The sequence below is a fragment of the Streptomyces sp. NPDC046859 genome, assembly GCF_040645135.1.
In the GTDB taxonomy this organism is placed as follows: Bacteria; Actinomycetota; Actinomycetes; order Streptomycetales; family Streptomycetaceae; genus Streptomyces.
This window is the reverse complement of sequence record NZ_JBEYXR010000005.1, coordinates 326,900-342,204: the sequence shown is the minus strand read 5'-3', so window position 1 is coordinate 342,204 and position 15,305 is coordinate 326,900. Positions and strand designations below refer to the sequence as shown.

The following is a 15,305-nucleotide window of genomic DNA, read 5'->3' as shown; positions in this document are numbered from 1 at the left end:
GAACGGGCCCCGGACGCCGGCAGGGGCGGTGTCCGGGGACCCGTTGAGGTGTTCTGGCGTCAGCCGCGGCCGCGCTTAGCCAGGGCGACGGCGCCGCCGCCCGCGAGGAGCAGGGCGAGCGCCCCGCCCGCGAGGTAAGGCGTCATGGAGTTGCCGCCGGTCTCGGCGAGGCCCTCGTCCGCCTTCTCGCCCTGCGGCTCGACGTCGCCGGCCGGCTCGGTGCCCGGCGCGGCCTCCTCCTCGGGCGCGGCCGGGGTCTCGCAGGTGGCCTTCGCCAGGGTGAGGGTGCCCTCCACCTCGGCCACGTTGAGCTTCAGCGGGTTGACGGAGACCTTGAGCTCCAGGGCCGTGGCGGCGGCCGTCCGCGAGGTCTGCTCGGTCCTGGAGTAGTCGAGGCGCACCTCGCCCACGCCCGGCACCTCGACCTGGGTGGTGCCGCCCGCGGTGAGCTTGACCTTCTTGCCGAGGACGGTGACGTCGCCCAGCAGGTCGGACGTGGCGGTCGGCTTCTCCCCCGCCACACAGGTCGCCTTGGAGGTGACCTGGCCGACCTCGATGAGCGACAGCAGGGGCAGGCCCGGGACATGGACCTTGGCACGGGCCAGCTCGGTGAAGCCCTCGGCGCGGCCGTCCTCGACCGTGGCGCTCGCCTTGGCGACCTCCGCCTTGACGACGCTGAAGGGCTCGCCGCCGTCGACGCCGTCGAGGCGGGCCGTCAGCGCCGTCTTCTCGGCGCTCCGCGGCGCCCGCACCTCGTTGAGGGACACCGCGAGCGGGACGTTCACGGTCTTGTCGAGCAGGGAGACGTCGAGCCCGGTGCGCAGGACGACGGCGCTCGCCCGGCCCTCGTCGCCGGTCGCCCGGGCCGGGCCCGCCGCGCCCAGGACCGCCGGGCCGGCGGTCAGCGCGGTGGCCGTCGCGAGGGTGGCGAACCGGCGTGCGGACATGCGGAATTTCTTGCCGTTCAAGGTGGGACCCCCAGAGGAAACGTGCTCGGGACCCGGCAAGAATCGCGCACCCCGGGTGGACAGTCAGCGTTCCGCCGCCACTTCACTCCAACGTGACTTTCCCGTGTGCCTTTTCGAATCCCGCGGCACGGGTGTTCCCCGAAGTCGCCTCCGTACCCTCGTCCGGGCGAGCGCCCGTACCGGCGCACCGCCCCGCCCGCGCGCACCGGGGCGGGCGGGGCGCCGGATGTCCCGGGGTGCCGTCAGCCGACGACGCGGCCGTTCAGCACGATGCGGCGGGGGGCCGCCAGGACCCGGACGTCGGCGCGGGGGTCCGTCTCGTAGACGACGAGGTCCGCCGCGGCGCCCTCCTCCATGCCGGGGCGGCCGAGCCAGGCGCGGGCCGCCCAGGTCGTCGCCGCGAGGGCGTCGACGGCGGACAGGCCGGCGGTGACCAGTTCGGCCACCTCGGCGGCCACCAGGCCGTGTGGCAGCGTGCCGCCCGCGTCGGTGCCGACGAAGACGGGGATGCCGGCGTCGTGGGCGTTGCGGACGGTGTCGTAGCGGCGCTCGTGCAGCCGGCGCAGATGGGCCGACCAGCGGGGGAACTTGGCCTCCCCGCCGTCGGCCAGCTTCGGGAAGGTCGCGATGTTGACCAGGGTCGGCACGATCGCCACCCCGCGCGCGGCGAACAGCGGGATCAGCTCGTCGGTGAGGCCGGTGGCGTGCTCGACGCAGTCGATGCCGGCCTCGACGAGATCCTGGAGGGAGTCCTCGGCGAAGCAGTGCGCGGTGACCCGGGCGCCCAGCCGGTGGGCCTCGGCGATGCCCGCCTCGACGGCCTCGCGCGGCCAGGTGGGCGCCAGGTCGCCGAGGTCCCGGTCGATCCAGTCGCCGACCAGCTTGACCCAGCCGTCGCCGCGCCGGGCCTCCTGGGCGACGTAGGCGACCAGGTCCTCCGGTTCGATCTCGTGCGCGAAACCGCGGATGTAGCGGCGGGTGCGGGCGATGTGCCGGCCGGCCCGGATGATCTTCGGCAGGTCCTCGCGCTCGTCGACCCAGCGGGTGTCGGAGGGCGAGCCGGCGTCCCGCAGCAGCAGGGTCCCGGTGTCGCGGTCGGTGAGGGCCTGCTTCTCGGCGGTGCCCGCGTCGACGGGTCCGTGCGGACCGAGCCCCACATGGCAGTGCGCGTCGACCAGGCCGGGCAGGGCCCAGCCCTCGACGGTGCGCACGTCGCGAGCACCGGCGGGACGGTCGTAGGAGATCCGTCCGCCGACGACCCACAGCTCGTCCCGGACGTCGTCCGGGCCGGCGAGGACCCGGCCCCTCACGTGCAGCACCGCGCGTTCGCTCATGCCCTGCACCTTAGTGAGCGGCTACTCGGTCCCGCCCACCTGGTCCGGGCCGTCTTCCTCGACCTCGGCCATCGCCGGGTCGAGGAGCCGGGAGAGGAAGTGCCGGGTGCGTTCGTGCCGGGGCCGGCCGATGACCTGGTCGGGGGTGCCGTCCTCGACGATCACGCCGCCGTCCATGAACACGACCCGGTCGGCGACCTCCCGCGCGAACGTCATCTCGTGGGTGACGACCATCATCGTCATGCCCTCGTTCGCGAGCATGCGCATGACGGCGAGCACATCGCCGACGAGTTCGGGGTCCAGCGCGGACGTCGGCTCGTCGAAGAGCATGACCTGGGGGCCCATGGCGAGGGCGCGGGCGATGGCGACGCGCTGCTGCTGGCCGCCGGAGAGGGAGGCGGGGTAGGCGCCGGCCTTCTCGGCCAGGCCGACCCGCGCCAGGTTCTCGGCGGCGACCTTGGCGGCGGCCTCCTTGCCCCGGCGGAGCACCCGGCGCTGCGGCAGGGTCAGGTTCTCGGTCACCGTGAGGTGCGGGAACAGGTTGAACTGCTGGAAGACCATGCCGATCCGGCGGCGTACGGCGTCGATGTCGACGTCCGGGTCGGTGAGCTCGGTCCCGCCGACGAAGACCTGGCCCTTGGTGGGCTCCGTCAGCAGGTTCACGCAGCGCAGCAGCGTCGACTTGCCCGAGCCGGACGGGCCGATGACGCACACGACCTCGCCCTGCCGGATCTCCAGGTCGATGCCGCGCAGCACCTCGTTGTCGCCGAAGGACTTGTACAGGTCGCGGACCTGGATCTCTGCCGTGGTACTCACTTGACGGCCTCCTGGGCCTTGGCCTCCATACGGCGGACGACGAAGCCGAGCGGGATCGTGATCAGCAGGTAGCACAGGCCCGCGACCAGGATCGGTGTGGAGTTGGCGGTCTGGCTGGCGAGGTCGCGGCCGAACTTGGACAGCTCCCGCTCCTCCAGGGTGACCCCGAGGAACAGCACCAGCGAGGAGTCCTTGAACAGCAGGACGAGTTCGTTGGTGAGCGGCGGCAGGATGATCCGGAACGCCTGCGGGATGACGATGGAGATCATCGCGCGGGTGGGCGAGAAGCCGAGCGAGCGCGCGGCCTCCATCTGTCCTTTGGGCACCGCCTGGATGCCGGCCCGGATGGTCTCGGCCATGTACGCGGCGGCGACCAGGCCGAGCGCCAGCGCGACCTTGCCGTACGTGCCGCCGGGGATCTCCGTGCCGGGGAAGGCCAGGGGCACGGCGACGCCGATGAAGATGAAGATCAGCAGGGCGGGCAGGCCCCGGAAGATCTCGATGTAGACACCGGCCAGCCAGCGGTAGGGCCCCACGGACGACAGCCGCATCAGCGCGATCACCATGCCGAGGGCGAGTCCGACGACGAAGCCGGACATCGTGTAGAGCACGGTGTTCTTCAGCGCGAGGGTGATGACGTCCGGGAACATCTCCCGGGCGATGGCCCCCTGCGCGAACTGGTTCTTCAGCCGGCCCCAGTCGGCCACGACCGCGAAGGCGATCACGGCCGCGACGAAGACGACGTACTGGGCACCGCGCGACAGGCTGCGCTTCTGCCGCCGGGTCAGGCCCTTCTTCTTCGGCTGGAGGGGTACCTCTGTGCCGCTCATCGGGGTCAGGCGGCGGGCGACGGAGAGGCGGCGGACTCGTCGTACGGGCCGATCCACTTCTCGTACAGCTTCTTGTACGTGCCGTCGGCCTTGGCCTCGGAGAGCGCCTTGTTGATCGCCGCGAGGAGCTTGGTGTTGCCCTTCTTCACCGTGAAGCCGTACTGCTCGCCGGTGTTGATCTGCTCGGCGACCCGGAAGGCCTTGGCGTTGGCCTTGTCCTTCAGCCAGCTCTGGACGACCGGGTAGTCGATGACGACGGCCTGGACCTGGCCGGTGCGCAGCCCGTTGAGGACGGCGTCGGAGGACTCGAAGGAGACCGGGTCGAGGCCCTTGCTCTTGGCGTAGTCCTCGCCCGTGGTCTGGGCCTGGGCGCCGACCTTCTTGCCCTTGAGGTCGGCGAAGGAGGAGATGCCGCTCTTCTTGTCGACGAGGAGGGCCTGGGTGGCCTCGAAGTACGGGTCCGAGAAGTCGACGTTCTTCTTGCGCTCGGGGGTGATCGTCATGCCGGCGGCCGCGAGGTCGCACTCGCCGGAGTTGAGGAACGCGCCCGTCTTGAAGTTCTCGAAGGGCGTGTCGAGGATCGCCTGCTTCACACCCAGGTCGTCCGCGACCAGGTCGATGAGGGAGACGTCGAAGCCCTGGACCTTGCCGTCGATCTCGGACTGGAAGGGCGGGTACGGCAGGTGGGTGCAGGTGGTGAGCTGGCCCGCCTTGACGAGCTTCACACCACCGGCCGCGGTCTTGGTGCCGCTGCCGCCGTCGTCGCCGGAGGAGCAGCCGGCCAGGAGCACCAGCCCGGCCGTCGCGGTGGTGGCGGCCAGAACGCGGGTCCGGCGCCCGAAGGTCGTCTTCACGGGGGGAGCCTCCTGTGGGGGAACTGAGAGTTCCGATTATAAGGAGAAGTTTGAGGTCCTCAAACCAAACCGATGGCTTGAGGGCCGTCTGACCTGGAAAGTCGGGAGCCGGGCGGGGTGTGCCCGGCTGGGGCCCCGGGGTGTAGATGTGCCCGGACGCCACGGGATTACGCTCGTGGGGTCGGCTTCGGAGTGAAGAGCCGGAGCGCCGAGAGCGAAGAGAGTTCCGCCGTGACCCACCCCTTGCTGGATCTGGCCCCGCTGAGCGCCGCCCGTTTCGCCGCGGTGGAGGACCGTGTGGCACGGCTCCTCGGGACCGCGCAGGACGTCGTGATCATGCAGGGTGAGGCGCTGCTGCCGCTGGAAGGGGCGATCCGGGGGACGGCCGGGCCCGGCACGACCGCGCTGAACGTGATCACCGGCCCGTACGGGCAGACCTTCGGGGACTGGCTGCGCGACTGCGGCGCCCGGGTGATCGATCTGGCGGTGCCGTTCCACACGGCGGTCACCGCGCGGCAGGTCCGGGAGGCGTTCGAGGAGCACCCGGAGATCGACTTCGTGTCCCTGGTCCACGCGGAGGCGGCCACCGGCAACACCAACCCGGTCGCGGAGATCGGCGAGGCGGTGCGGGAGCAAGGGGCGCTGTTCTACCTGGACGCGGTCGCGTCGGTCGGGGCCGAGCCGGTGCTGCCGGACGCCTGGGGCGTGGACCTGTGCGTGATCGGGGCGCAGAAGGCGATGGGCGGTCCGGCCGGGGTGTCTGCGGTGTCGGTGAGCGAGCGGGCGTGGGCGCGGATGGCGGCGAACCCCGGGGCGCCGCGCCGGTCGTACCTGTCGCTCCTGGACTGGAAGGAGCGCTGGATCGACGGCGGCCGCCGGGCGCTGCTGCACGCGCCCGCGCAGCTGGAGATGCTGGCGCTGGAGGCGTGCGTGGAGCGGATCGAGGCGGACGGCCTGGACGTCGTGATGGCGCGGCACCGCGGGGCGGCGCTGGCGACCCGGGCGGGCGCGGTGGCGCTGGGCGGCGGCCTGGAGCCGTATGTGCACGAGGCCCGGGACGCCGCTCCGGTGGCGACGACGCTGCGGACGCCGGCCGGTGTCGAGGCGTCGGAGGTCGTGGCCCGCGCGCTGGCGTCCGACCCGGCGCTGCCGCTGGCGGCTGGGGGCGGGGCGCTGGCCAAGGAGATGATCCGGGTCAACCACTACGGCAAGGACGCCACGGTGGGCGCGGTCCGCGGCAGCCTCGCGGCGCTGGGGGCCGCGCTGGCGGAGAAGGGGCTGACGGTGGATGTCCAGGCGGCTCTGCGCGCTGTCGACGACATCAGTGCAGCTTGAATTCAGGGGTAATTCTCGAATTCTTTATCAGGGGTAGCTCGCCTAGAGCTTCTGCCCGCTCCTCCGGGCCTTAAACGCGGAGATTCCGTGAACCGGGGATGCGTTATTCCGGCCACATCTCACACACGTTACACGGCTGTGACGCGTTCCACATCGCAGTTGTTTTGTCCGGTATTAACCTAGTAAAACGGGCGATTCGCCACGTCCGGGCGGACCTGCTCACGCCCGCGTGATAACACAGGCCGACGAGGCACGTAACCCCATCCAGCCATGCATTTTTCAATTTCCCTCGGTAAATTCAATTTGCATGACCGCCGCACAAGCAGACCTGCAAATCGACCGTCCGGCGACGGCCGACGGCGCCGCGCTGTGGCGCATCGCCCGCGACTCCGAGGCGCTCGACCTGAACTCGTCGTACAGCTATCTGCTGTGGTGCCGGGACTTCGCCGGCACATCCGCCGTCGCGCGTGACGAGCGCGGCGAACCGGTCGGCTTCGTCACCGGATACGTGCGGCCGGAGCGTCCGCACACCCTGCTCGTCTGGCAGGTGGCCGTGGACGGCGCGTACCGCGGACGCGGACTCGCCGCGTCCCTGCTGGACGCGCTCGCCGCACGCGTCCACCGCGAGCACGGCGTCACGAGCGTCGAGACCACCATCACCCCGGGCAACACGGCCTCCGAGCGCCTGTTCGCCTCCTTCGCCGAGCGCCACGGCGCCGCGCTGGAGCGCGAGGTGCTGTTCCCGGCGGGACTGTTCCCGGACGGGCCGCACGACCCCGAAGTGCTGTACCGCATCGGTCCCCTCTCCCTCTGACCTCCCCCCACGCAACGAGGAGCGATTCGTCGTGACCATCACCCAGCCCGACCTCAGCATCTTCGAGACCCTCGAGTCCGAGGTGCGCAGCTACTGCCGCGGCTGGCCCACCGTCTTCGACCGTGCGCGCGGCAGCCGCATGTACGACGAGGACGGCCACGAGTATCTGGACTTCTTCGCCGGTGCCGGGTCACTGAACTACGGGCACAACAACCCCGTCCTGAAACGGGCTCTGATCGACTACCTGGAGCGGGACGGCGTCACGCACGGGCTCGACATGTCCACCAGCGCCAAGCGGGCCTTCCTGCAGACCTTCCAGGACCTGGTGCTGCGGCCCCGCGACCTGCCGTACAAGGTCATGTTCCCGGGCCCGACCGGCACCAACGCCGTCGAGTCCGCGCTGAAGCTGGCCCGCAAGGTCAAGGGCCGCGAGGCCATCGTGTCGTTCACCAACGCCTTCCACGGCATGTCGCTGGGCTCGCTGGCCGTCACCGGCAACGCCTTCAAGCGGGCCGGCGCCGGCGTCCCGCTGGTCCACGGCACGCCCATGCCGTTCGACAACTACTTCGACGGCGCGGTCGAGGACTTCCTGTGGTTCGAGCGGCTCCTGGAGGACCAGGGGTCCGGTCTGAACAAGCCCGCGGCCGTGATCGTGGAGACCGTGCAGGGCGAGGGCGGCATCAACGTGGCCCGGCCCGAGTGGCTGCGCGCGCTCGCCGAGCTGTGCGAGCGCCAGGACATGCTGCTCATCGTCGACGACATCCAGATGGGCTGCGGACGCACCGGCGCCTTCTTCTCGTTCGAGGAGGCGGGCATCACCCCGGACATCGTCACCGTGTCCAAGTCCATCAGCGGCTACGGCCTGCCCATGTCGCTGTGCCTGTTCAAGCCCGAGCTGGACATCTGGGAGCCGGGCGAGCACAACGGCACCTTCCGCGGCAACAACCCCGCCTTCGTCACGGCGACGGCGGCGCTGGAGTCGTACTGGGCCGACGGCTCGGCGATGGAGAAGCAGACCCGCACCCGCGGCGAGCAGGTCGAGCAGGGTTTGATCGCGATCTGCGAGGAGAACCTGCCCGACGTCAAGGAGTACCGCGGCCGTGGCCTGGTGTGGGGCATGGAGTTCCACGACAAGGAGCGCGCCGGCCGGGTCGCCCGCCGGGCCTTCGAGCTCGGGCTGCTCATCGAGACGTCCGGGCCCGAGAGCGAGGTCGTGAAGCTGCTGCCCGCTCTGACCATCTCCCCGGACGAGCTGGACGAGGGACTCAGCGTCCTCGCCCGCGCCGTCCGCGAGACCGCCTGACCGGTATCCGGCAGGGAACACCACCACCGAGGAGGCATCGCAACACCGTGATCGTCCGTTCGTTCAAGGAGATCGAAGGCACCGACCGCCACGTGAAATCGGCGTCCGGCACCTGGGAGAGCAAGCGCATCGTCCTCGCCAAGGAGGGGGTCGGCTTCTCCGTGCACGAGACGATCCTGTACGCGGGCACGACGACCGACATGTGGTACGCCAACCACATCGAGGCCGTGGTCTGCACCAGGGGCGATGCCCAGCTGACCGACCGCGAGACCGGGGAGACATACCACATCACCCCCGGCACCATGTACCTCCTCAACGGCCACGAGCGGCACACGCTCGAGGTCAAGGAGGACTTCCACTGCATCTGCGTGTTCAACCCGCCCGTGACCGGACGGGAGGACCACGACGAGAACGGCGTCTACCCGCTGCTCACCGAGGAGGTGTGAGTCACCGTGACCACGACCACGCACGTCACCGATCTCTACCCGACCCGCGGTGCCACCGAGGTGGCGACCCCGCGGCAGGACCCCGTCGTCTGGGGTTCCCCGGACACGCCCGGCCCGGTCTCGGCGACTGATCTGCAGGCCCTGGACCGCGACGGCTTCCTCGCCGTCGACCAGCTGATCGGCCCGGACGAGGTCGCCGTCTACCAGCGCGAGCTGGAGCGGCTCGTGAACGACCCGGAGATCCGCGCGGACGAGCGCTCCATCGTGGAGCCGAGGTCCAAGGAGATCCGGTCCGTCTTCGAGGTGCACAGGATCAGCGAGGTGTTCGCGAACCTCGTGCGCGACGAGCGGGTCGTCGGCCGGGCCCGGCAGATCCTCGGCTCGGACGTCTACGTCCACCAGTCGCGGATCAACGTCAAGCCCGGCTTCGGTGCCAGCGGCTTCTACTGGCACTCGGACTTCGAGACCTGGCACGCCGAGGACGGCCTGCCGAACATGCGCACCATCTCGGTCTCGATCGCGCTGACGGAGAACCACGACACCAACGGCGGGCTGATGATCATGCCCGGCTCCCACAAGACCTTCCTCGGGTGTGCGGGAGAGACGCCGAAGGACAACTACAAGAAGTCGCTCCAGATGCAGGACGCGGGCACGCCGTCCGACGAGGCGCTGACGGCGATGGCGTCGGAGTACGGCATCAAGCTCTTCACGGGCAAGGCCGGTTCGGCGACCTGGTTCGACTGCAACTGCATGCACGGCTCGGGCGACAACATCACGCCGTTCCCGCGCAGCAACGTGTTCATCGTGTTCAACAGCGTGGAGAACGCCGCCGTGGACCCCTTCGCGGCACCGGTCCGGCGGCCGGAGTTCATCGGCGCGAGGGACTTCACCCCGGTGAGGTGACCTCTCGCGCCCACGGCGACGCGGCCCGACCGTACTTCTCGTACGGGGCGGGCCGCGTCGCCGTGCGCGCGGGGCTCAGCCGGACAGGGCGTCCAGCAGCCGGTCGACGTCGGCGGCGGTGTTGTAGAGGTGGAAGGCCGCCCGCAGGTTGCCCGCGCGGTCGGAGACCTCGATGCCCGCGCGGCTCAACTCGCCCTGCCAGGAGCCGAGTCCGGGCACGGACACGATGGCGGAGCCCGGGGCGGGCACCGGGCTGTGCCCGAGGCGGGCCAGGCCCGCGCGGAAGCGGTCCGCCAGCGCGAGGTCGTGGGCCCGGATGGCGGGCACGCCCAGCCGCTCGACCAGCTCCAGGGAGGCGCGCAGCCCGGCGAAGCCGAACAGGGCCGGGCTGATGTCGAACCGCCGTGCGGACCCGGCGAGTTCCTGCACCGGGCCGTAGCAGCTCTCCCACGGCACCTCCCCGGCGATCCAGCCGGCGAGCAGCGGCGTCAGCCCGCCGAAGTCCTCGGGGGCGACGAAGAACGCGATGCCGTGCGGGCCGAGCACCCACTTGAAGGCGACGGCGGCGGTGAAGTCGTCCTCGGCGGCCTCCAGGGGCAGCCAGCCCACCGACTGGGAGGCGTCGACATAGGTGCGGGCCCCATGGGCCCGGGCCGCGCGGCGCACCGCGGGCAGGTCGGCGAGCCGCCCGTCGGCGGACTGCGCGGAGCTGACCGCGACGAGCGCGGTGTCCGGACGGACGGACTCGGCGAGGCGCTCCAGCGGGACGGAGCGCACCTTGAGGTCGCCGCGCATGTGGAAGGGGTTCACCAGGGAGGCGAAGTCGCCCTCCGCGGTGAGGACTTCGGCGCCCTCGGGCAGGGAGGCGGCGATCAGCGCGCCGTACTCGGCCACGGACCCGCCGAGCGCGACCCGCTCGACGGGGACCCCGGCCAGCCGGGCGAAGGAGGCCCGGACCGCCTCGACGTCCTCGTACAGCGATCCCAGCGCGACGCCGTCGGCCCGCATCCGCGCGGCCCGGTCGAGGGCGGCGACGGTGCGGGCCGGGAGCAGGCCGTTGCTGGCGGTGTTCAGATAGACGTTCTTCGGGGCGAACTCTGCGCGGACGAGGCTCTCGAAGGTCTCCATGACCCAACTCTGAGCCCTCTGAACCGTGCGGGTCCATTGCGATTTTTTACGTCATTCGTCTAAGCAACGCTTATGTATCGCCGCTGACCTGCGGTTTCGTCAGCCCTGCGGGACCGCACAGCCGTCGGGGCCGCACGTGTCCGCGTCACCCGTGTCGAGGAGCGTCAGCGGCGAACGGTCGCCCCACGCCTGGGTCAGCGCCTGCGCGAAGACCTCGGCGGGCTGGGCGCCCGAGACGCCGTAGGCGCGGTCGAGCACGAAGAACGGGACACCGGTGGCGCCGAGCTGGGCGGCCTCGCGCTCGTCGGCTCGGACGTCGTCGGCGTAGGCGGCCGGGTCGGCGAGGACCCGGCGCACCTCGTCGGCGTCGAGTCCGGCCTCGACGGCCAGCTCCACCAGGCGCTCGTCGCCCTCCGCGAAGACGGACCGCTCCTCGGCGAAGTTCGCCCGGTACAGGATCTGGAGGAGCTCGTCCTGGCGGCCGTGCCGCTTGGCGAGGTGCAGCAGGCGGTGCATGTCGAAGGTGCCGCCGTGGTCACGGCCCTCGGTGCGGTAGGGGAGCCCCTCCGCCGCGGCCTGCGCGCCCAGGTTCTCCTCGCCGGCCCGTGCCTGGGCCGCGCTCATGCCGTACTTCTTGGTCAGCATGGTGATCACCGGCTGGATGTCGCCCTTGGCGCGCCCGGGGTCCAGTTCGAAGGAACGGTGGACGACCTCGACCTGGTCGCGGTGCGGGAAGGCGGCGAGCGCCTTCTCGAAGCGGGCCTTGCCCACGTAGCACCACGGACAGGCGATGTCGCTCCAGATCTCGACGCGCATGGTGTGTGGCTCTCTCCGGCTCGTTCGGGTGCGGAGACTCCCTCCGCCGGGTCGATGAACGTTCAAGCAGCCGGTTTCATTCCCCCGTGCGGGTCAGGCGGCGGGGACGGCGAAGCGCAGGTACCGGTGGTGGTCGCCGTCGGCGGGCGGGTTGTCCGGGTCGGGCAGCCAGCCCTGGCGGGCGTAGAAGTCCTGGGCGCGCCGGTTGTCCACGTGCACGTCGAGGACGGCCGTGCGCCGGCGGTCGGCCGTCCACTCCTCGACGCAGGCCCGGTGCAGGGCGGTGCCGACGCCCCGGCGCCAGTGATCGGGGTCGACGTGGAACTGGTACAGCTTGACCAGGTCGGCGGGGGCGCCCTCGGGGGTGCGGAACGAGGCCAGGCCGACGAGGCGGCCCTGCTCGACGACGCACAGCACCCGCCCGTCGGGCCGCTCGACGGCGGTGCGCCAGGACGCGGACCAGTCGGTGCCGTCCTGCGGGAGCCCGTCCGGGTAGTAGGTCGCGCGGGCGCGGGCGTGCAGCGCGACGACGTCGGCCAGCTCGGCGGGCAGGGCGGGGCGGATCACGCGGCCCGCCGGGACTCGGTCATGGATCATGCTTCGGAGGACGTGGCCGCGCGCGCCCCGGTTCCGGGCGCCCGGGGCGCCGGTCAGCTCCCGTCGCGCAGGTCCTTGGGCCAGTCGGGCCGGAAGGCGAGGTGGTCGTAGGTCACCACGCAGCCCTCCCCCAGCGGCGACTGGGTCATGAACCCGACCAGGGCGGCTCCGGTCTCCTTCTCGCCGCCGAGCGTGAAGAGGCGGACGAAGGTCCAGCGTTCGCCGTCGCGGGAGGCGTGGAAGGCGAAGGCACGGCCGGTGCGGCTCACCCGCAGCCACACCGAACTTCCCTCCACCGTGAAGGAGTTGGCGTCGTCGGAGTGGCCGCGGGTGACGACCGTGCAGACGGTCGGGACGTCCGGGGAGTACTCCAGGCACAGCTTGGCCCAGGCCCGCTCGCCCACGTGGACGTAGAGCACCCCGGCGTCGAAGGCGCCGGCGAACCCGACGGTGACCCGGGCGATCAGCTGGAAGTCGCCCTCGGGCGCGCCCAGCAGCCGCGGTGCGTCGGAGGCGGCGTCCAGGGCTTCCCCGGTGGGCGGCACGAAGCGGTCCTGCCGCGGGCCGGCCCATCCGGAGAGGATGCCGTCCTCGTAGGCCCAGTGGCCGTCCGGGCCGTAGGTGCGCAGCGGGAAGGGCAGTTCGGGTATCTCCAGGTCCATGACCGGATTCTTCCAGGCGCGGTGGCGGGCCGCCCGCCCCGGCGCCGTCAGACCTCCAGGGCGCCGTTGAGGCGGCGGGGCAGCCCGAGCGGGTTGTCGTCCCTCAACTCCGGGGGGAGCAGCGCCTCGGGCGCCCCCTGGTACACGACGGGCCGCAGCCAGCGCTCGACGGCCGTGCCGCCGACCGAGGTGGAGGTCGAGGTCGTCGCCGGGTAGGGGCCGCCGTGGTGCTGGGCCGGGGCGACGGCCACACCCGTCGGCCAGCCGTTGACGAGGACGCGTCCGGCCAGCGGCGTCAGCTCGGCCAGGATGCCGGCCCCGCGTCCCTGACCCGCGGCCTCCTCGGCGGACAGGTGGACGGTCGCCGTCAGGTTGCCCGGCAGCCGGGACAGCACCCGGGTGGCCTCGGCGTCGTCGTCGTAGCGGACGACCACCGTCACCGGCCCGAAGCACTCCTCCAGGAGCACGTCGTGGGCGCCCTCCTCGGCCAGCGCGCTCGCGGAGACCGTGAGGAACCCGGCGCTGACGGTGTGCTCGCCGCCCGCGCCCGGCGTCACCGGCGAGTCCACCTCGGGCAGTCCCCTGCGCTCGGCCACGCCGGCGAGGAAGTTGTCACGCATCCGGTGGTCGAGCAGGACGCCCGCCTCGGAGTCGCTGACGGCGTCGGTCAGCGACTTGACCAGGCCGTCGCCGGCCGCGCCGGACGGCACCAGGACGAGGCCCGGCTTCACGCAGAACTGCCCGACGCCCAGCGTCATCGAGCCCGCGAGCCCGGTGCCGATGGCCTCGCCGCGCTCGGCCGCGGCCGCCTCGGTGACGAGCACCGGGTTCAGCGAGCCCAGTTCGCCGTGGAAGGGGATCGGGACCGGGCGGGCGGCCGCCGCGTCGAACAGCGCGCGGCCGCCGCGCACCGACCCGGTGAAGCCGGCCGCGGCGACCAGCGGGTGCCGGATGAGTTCGAGACCGGCCTCGAAGCCGTGTACCAGGCCGACGACGCCGGCCGGGACGCCGTGCTCGGCGGCGGCCGTGCGCAGCACGTGGGCGACCAGCTCGGAGAGCGCGGGGTGGTCGGGGTGGGCCTTGACGACGACCGGGCAGCCCGCGGCGAGGGCGCTCGCGGTGTCGCCGCCCGCGACGGAGAAGGCGAAGGGGAAGTTGGACGCCGAGTAGACGGCGACGACGCCGAGCGGGACCTTGTAGCGGCGCAGGTCCGGGACGGGCGGGGTGGCGGTGTCGTCGGGGTGGTCGATGACGACGCCGAGGAAGGCGCCCTCGTCGACGATGTCCGCGAAGGCCCTCAGCTGGTAGCAGGTGCGGGCGAGTTCGCCGGTGAGCCGGACGGGGCCGAGCGCGGTCTCGGCGTCGGCGGCCTCGACGAGCTGGTCCCCGGCGGCCCGGAGCCGGTCGGCGGCGGTGCGCAGGAAGGCGGCGCGGACGGTGCGGTCGGCGAGGGAGGCGCGCGCCTGGTGGGCGGCGCGGACCGCGGTGTCCACCTCCTCGGCCGTGGCCTCGACCGCGACCTGTTCACGCTGCTTCCCGGTTCGGGGGTCGACACTCCAGACTGGTGCTGCTGCCACCGCGGGTCCCTCCACCTGTATCGCCGCACTTCGGAAACTGCACGGCCATCCACCAGGCTCGTTCGATATACTGAACGTTGTCTCTGATGATGAATGTGCTGCGGAAACCCTATCCGCAGATCCTCGTCGAACAAAGGGGTCAAGGGCGATGACGGCTGGCGAGACGGGCGGGGCGCAGGTCAAGTCCGCGGTACGGACGGTCGAACTGCTGGAGTACTTCGCCGGGCGCCCCGGCATGCACTCCCTCGCGGCGGTCCAGGAGGCCGTCGGCTATCCCAAGTCCAGCCTCTACATGCTGCTGCGCACCCTGGTCGAGCTGGGCTGGGTGGAGACCGACGCGACGGGCACCCGGTACGGCATCGGCGTCCGCGCCCTGCTCGTCGGCACCTCGTACATCGACGGCGACGAGGTGGTCGCGGCGGCCCGGCCCACCCTGGACCGGCTCTCCGACGACACGACGGAGACCATCCACCTGGCCCGCCTCGACGGCACCAACGTGGTGTACCTGGCCACCCGCCAGTCCCAGCACTATCTGCGGCCCTTCACCCGGGTCGGGCGCCGTCTGCCCGCGCACTCGACCTCGCTCGGCAAGGCGCTGCTGAGCACGTACTCCGACGAGCAGGTCCGCAAGATGCTCCCGGAGACGCTGCCCGCGCTGACGGAGAACACCATCACGGACCGGGAGAAGCTCATCGAGGAGCTGCACCAGGTCCGCGAGCAGGGCTTCGCCGTCGACCGCGAGGAGAACACGCTGGGGCTGCGCTGCTTCGGCGTCGCCATCCCCTACCGCACACCGGCCCGGGACGCGATCAGCTGCTCGGTCCCGGTGGCGCGGCTGACGCCCGCGCACGAGCAGATGGTGAAGGACGCGCTGTTCGACGCGCGGGACAGACTGACCCTGGCCACCCGTAGGCTCTGACGT

General features: G+C 71.7%; 16 protein-coding genes. 6 read left to right on the top strand and 10 right to left on the bottom strand.

Going from position 1 to position 15,305, the window contains the following annotated elements:
* Positions 1-59 precede the first annotated feature (59 nt).
* From ABZ899_RS09885 to ABZ899_RS09865, 5 genes are all read right to left on the bottom strand, one after another.
* On the bottom strand, positions 60-968 hold the full coding sequence (locus tag ABZ899_RS09885; protein ID WP_361343353.1) for an SCO1860 family LAETG-anchored protein: 909 nt from the start codon (positions 966-968) through the stop codon (positions 60-62).
* Between the two features lie 242 nt (positions 969-1,210).
* Positions 1,211-2,302: an amidohydrolase family protein gene (locus ABZ899_RS09880; protein ID WP_361343350.1), complete on the bottom strand. Its 1,092-nt coding sequence runs from the start codon at positions 2,300-2,302 to the stop codon at positions 1,211-1,213.
* Between the two features lie 21 nt (positions 2,303-2,323).
* Positions 2,324-3,118 (bottom strand): amino acid ABC transporter ATP-binding protein, encoded by a 795-nt coding sequence (locus ABZ899_RS09875; protein WP_361343347.1) that lies wholly within the window; start codon positions 3,116-3,118, stop codon positions 2,324-2,326.
* On the bottom strand, positions 3,115-3,948 hold the full coding sequence (locus ABZ899_RS09870; RefSeq protein ID WP_361343344.1) for an amino acid ABC transporter permease: 834 nt from the start codon (positions 3,946-3,948) through the stop codon (positions 3,115-3,117). The genes ABZ899_RS09875 and ABZ899_RS09870 overlap by 4 nt, the downstream gene beginning before the upstream one ends.
* Before the next feature lie 5 nt (positions 3,949-3,953).
* Positions 3,954-4,802 carry a transporter substrate-binding domain-containing protein gene (locus ABZ899_RS09865; protein WP_361343341.1) on the bottom strand — a complete coding sequence of 283 codons (849 nt, stop codon included), beginning with the start codon at positions 4,800-4,802 and terminating at the stop codon, positions 3,954-3,956.
* 231 nt (positions 4,803-5,033) lie between these two features.
* Between ABZ899_RS09865 and ABZ899_RS09860 the strand changes: the two genes are divergently transcribed.
* From ABZ899_RS09860 to thpD, 5 genes are all read left to right on the top strand, one after another.
* On the top strand, positions 5,034-6,137 hold the full coding sequence (locus ABZ899_RS09860; RefSeq protein WP_361343338.1) for an aminotransferase class V-fold PLP-dependent enzyme: 1,104 nt from the start codon (positions 5,034-5,036) through the stop codon (positions 6,135-6,137).
* 307 nt (positions 6,138-6,444) lie between these two features.
* Positions 6,445-6,951, top strand: a complete 507-nt coding sequence (ectA, locus tag ABZ899_RS09855) for a diaminobutyrate acetyltransferase (protein ID WP_361343335.1) — start codon at positions 6,445-6,447, stop codon at positions 6,949-6,951.
* Positions 6,952-6,982: 31 nt separating this feature from the next.
* Positions 6,983-8,254, top strand: coding sequence for a diaminobutyrate--2-oxoglutarate transaminase (gene ectB, locus ABZ899_RS09850; RefSeq protein ID WP_361343332.1), 1,272 nt, complete (start codon positions 6,983-6,985; stop codon positions 8,252-8,254).
* A 47-nt stretch (positions 8,255-8,301) separates the two neighbouring features.
* Positions 8,302-8,700: an ectoine synthase gene (locus tag ABZ899_RS09845; protein WP_361343329.1), complete on the top strand. Its 399-nt coding sequence runs from the start codon at positions 8,302-8,304 to the stop codon at positions 8,698-8,700.
* 6 nt (positions 8,701-8,706) lie between these two features.
* A complete protein-coding gene (gene thpD, locus ABZ899_RS09840; protein ID WP_361343326.1) occupies positions 8,707-9,603 on the top strand; it encodes an ectoine hydroxylase in 897 nt (298 codons plus the stop codon).
* A 75-nt stretch (positions 9,604-9,678) separates the two neighbouring features.
* Here the strand turns inward: thpD and ABZ899_RS09835 are convergent, their stop codons facing one another.
* From ABZ899_RS09835 to ABZ899_RS09815, 5 genes are all read right to left on the bottom strand, one after another.
* Positions 9,679-10,731, bottom strand: a complete 1,053-nt coding sequence (locus ABZ899_RS09835; protein ID WP_361343324.1) for an aminotransferase class V-fold PLP-dependent enzyme — start codon at positions 10,729-10,731, stop codon at positions 9,679-9,681.
* A 99-nt stretch (positions 10,732-10,830) separates the two neighbouring features.
* On the bottom strand, positions 10,831-11,547 hold the full coding sequence (locus ABZ899_RS09830; protein WP_361343321.1) for a DsbA family oxidoreductase: 717 nt from the start codon (positions 11,545-11,547) through the stop codon (positions 10,831-10,833).
* 93 nt (positions 11,548-11,640) lie between these two features.
* Positions 11,641-12,144 carry a GNAT family N-acetyltransferase gene (locus ABZ899_RS09825; protein WP_361343318.1) on the bottom strand — a complete coding sequence of 168 codons (504 nt, stop codon included), beginning with the start codon at positions 12,142-12,144 and terminating at the stop codon, positions 11,641-11,643.
* A 53-nt stretch (positions 12,145-12,197) separates the two neighbouring features.
* Entirely contained in the window at positions 12,198-12,806 is a 609-nt protein-coding gene (locus ABZ899_RS09820) for a DUF1349 domain-containing protein (protein WP_361343316.1), read from the bottom strand.
* A gap of 47 nt (positions 12,807-12,853) precedes the next feature.
* Positions 12,854-14,383, bottom strand: coding sequence for an aldehyde dehydrogenase (NADP(+)) (locus ABZ899_RS09815; protein WP_361343314.1), 1,530 nt, complete (start codon positions 14,381-14,383; stop codon positions 12,854-12,856).
* Positions 14,384-14,531: 148 nt separating this feature from the next.
* Between ABZ899_RS09815 and ABZ899_RS09810 the strand changes: the two genes are divergently transcribed.
* A complete protein-coding gene (locus ABZ899_RS09810) occupies positions 14,532-15,302 on the top strand; it encodes an IclR family transcriptional regulator (RefSeq protein WP_361343312.1) in 771 nt (256 codons plus the stop codon).
* Positions 15,303-15,305: the final 3 nt, after the last annotated feature.

What these genes read in the sequence shown, in the direction of transcription:
- ABZ899_RS09880 (WP_361343350.1), bottom strand. Translation starts at nt 2,302, where the DNA reads ATGAGCGAACGCGCGGTGCTGCACGTGAGGGGCCGGGTCCTCGCCGGC.
- ABZ899_RS09870 (WP_361343344.1), bottom strand. Translation starts at nt 3,948, where the DNA reads ATGAGCGGCACAGAGGTACCCCTCCAGCCGAAGAAGAAGGGCCTGACC.
- ectA (WP_361343335.1), top strand. Translation starts at nt 6,445, where the DNA reads ATGACCGCCGCACAAGCAGACCTGCAAATCGACCGTCCGGCGACGGCC.
- ABZ899_RS09835 (WP_361343324.1), bottom strand. Translation starts at nt 10,731, where the DNA reads ATGGAGACCTTCGAGAGCCTCGTCCGCGCAGAGTTCGCCCCGAAGAAC.
- ABZ899_RS09830 (WP_361343321.1), bottom strand. Translation starts at nt 11,547, where the DNA reads ATGCGCGTCGAGATCTGGAGCGACATCGCCTGTCCGTGGTGCTACGTG.
- ABZ899_RS09825 (WP_361343318.1), bottom strand. Translation starts at nt 12,144, where the DNA reads ATGATCCATGACCGAGTCCCGGCGGGCCGCGTGATCCGCCCCGCCCTG.
- ABZ899_RS09820 (WP_361343316.1), bottom strand. Translation starts at nt 12,806, where the DNA reads ATGGACCTGGAGATACCCGAACTGCCCTTCCCGCTGCGCACCTACGGC.
- ABZ899_RS09810 (WP_361343312.1), top strand. Translation starts at nt 14,532, where the DNA reads ATGACGGCTGGCGAGACGGGCGGGGCGCAGGTCAAGTCCGCGGTACGG.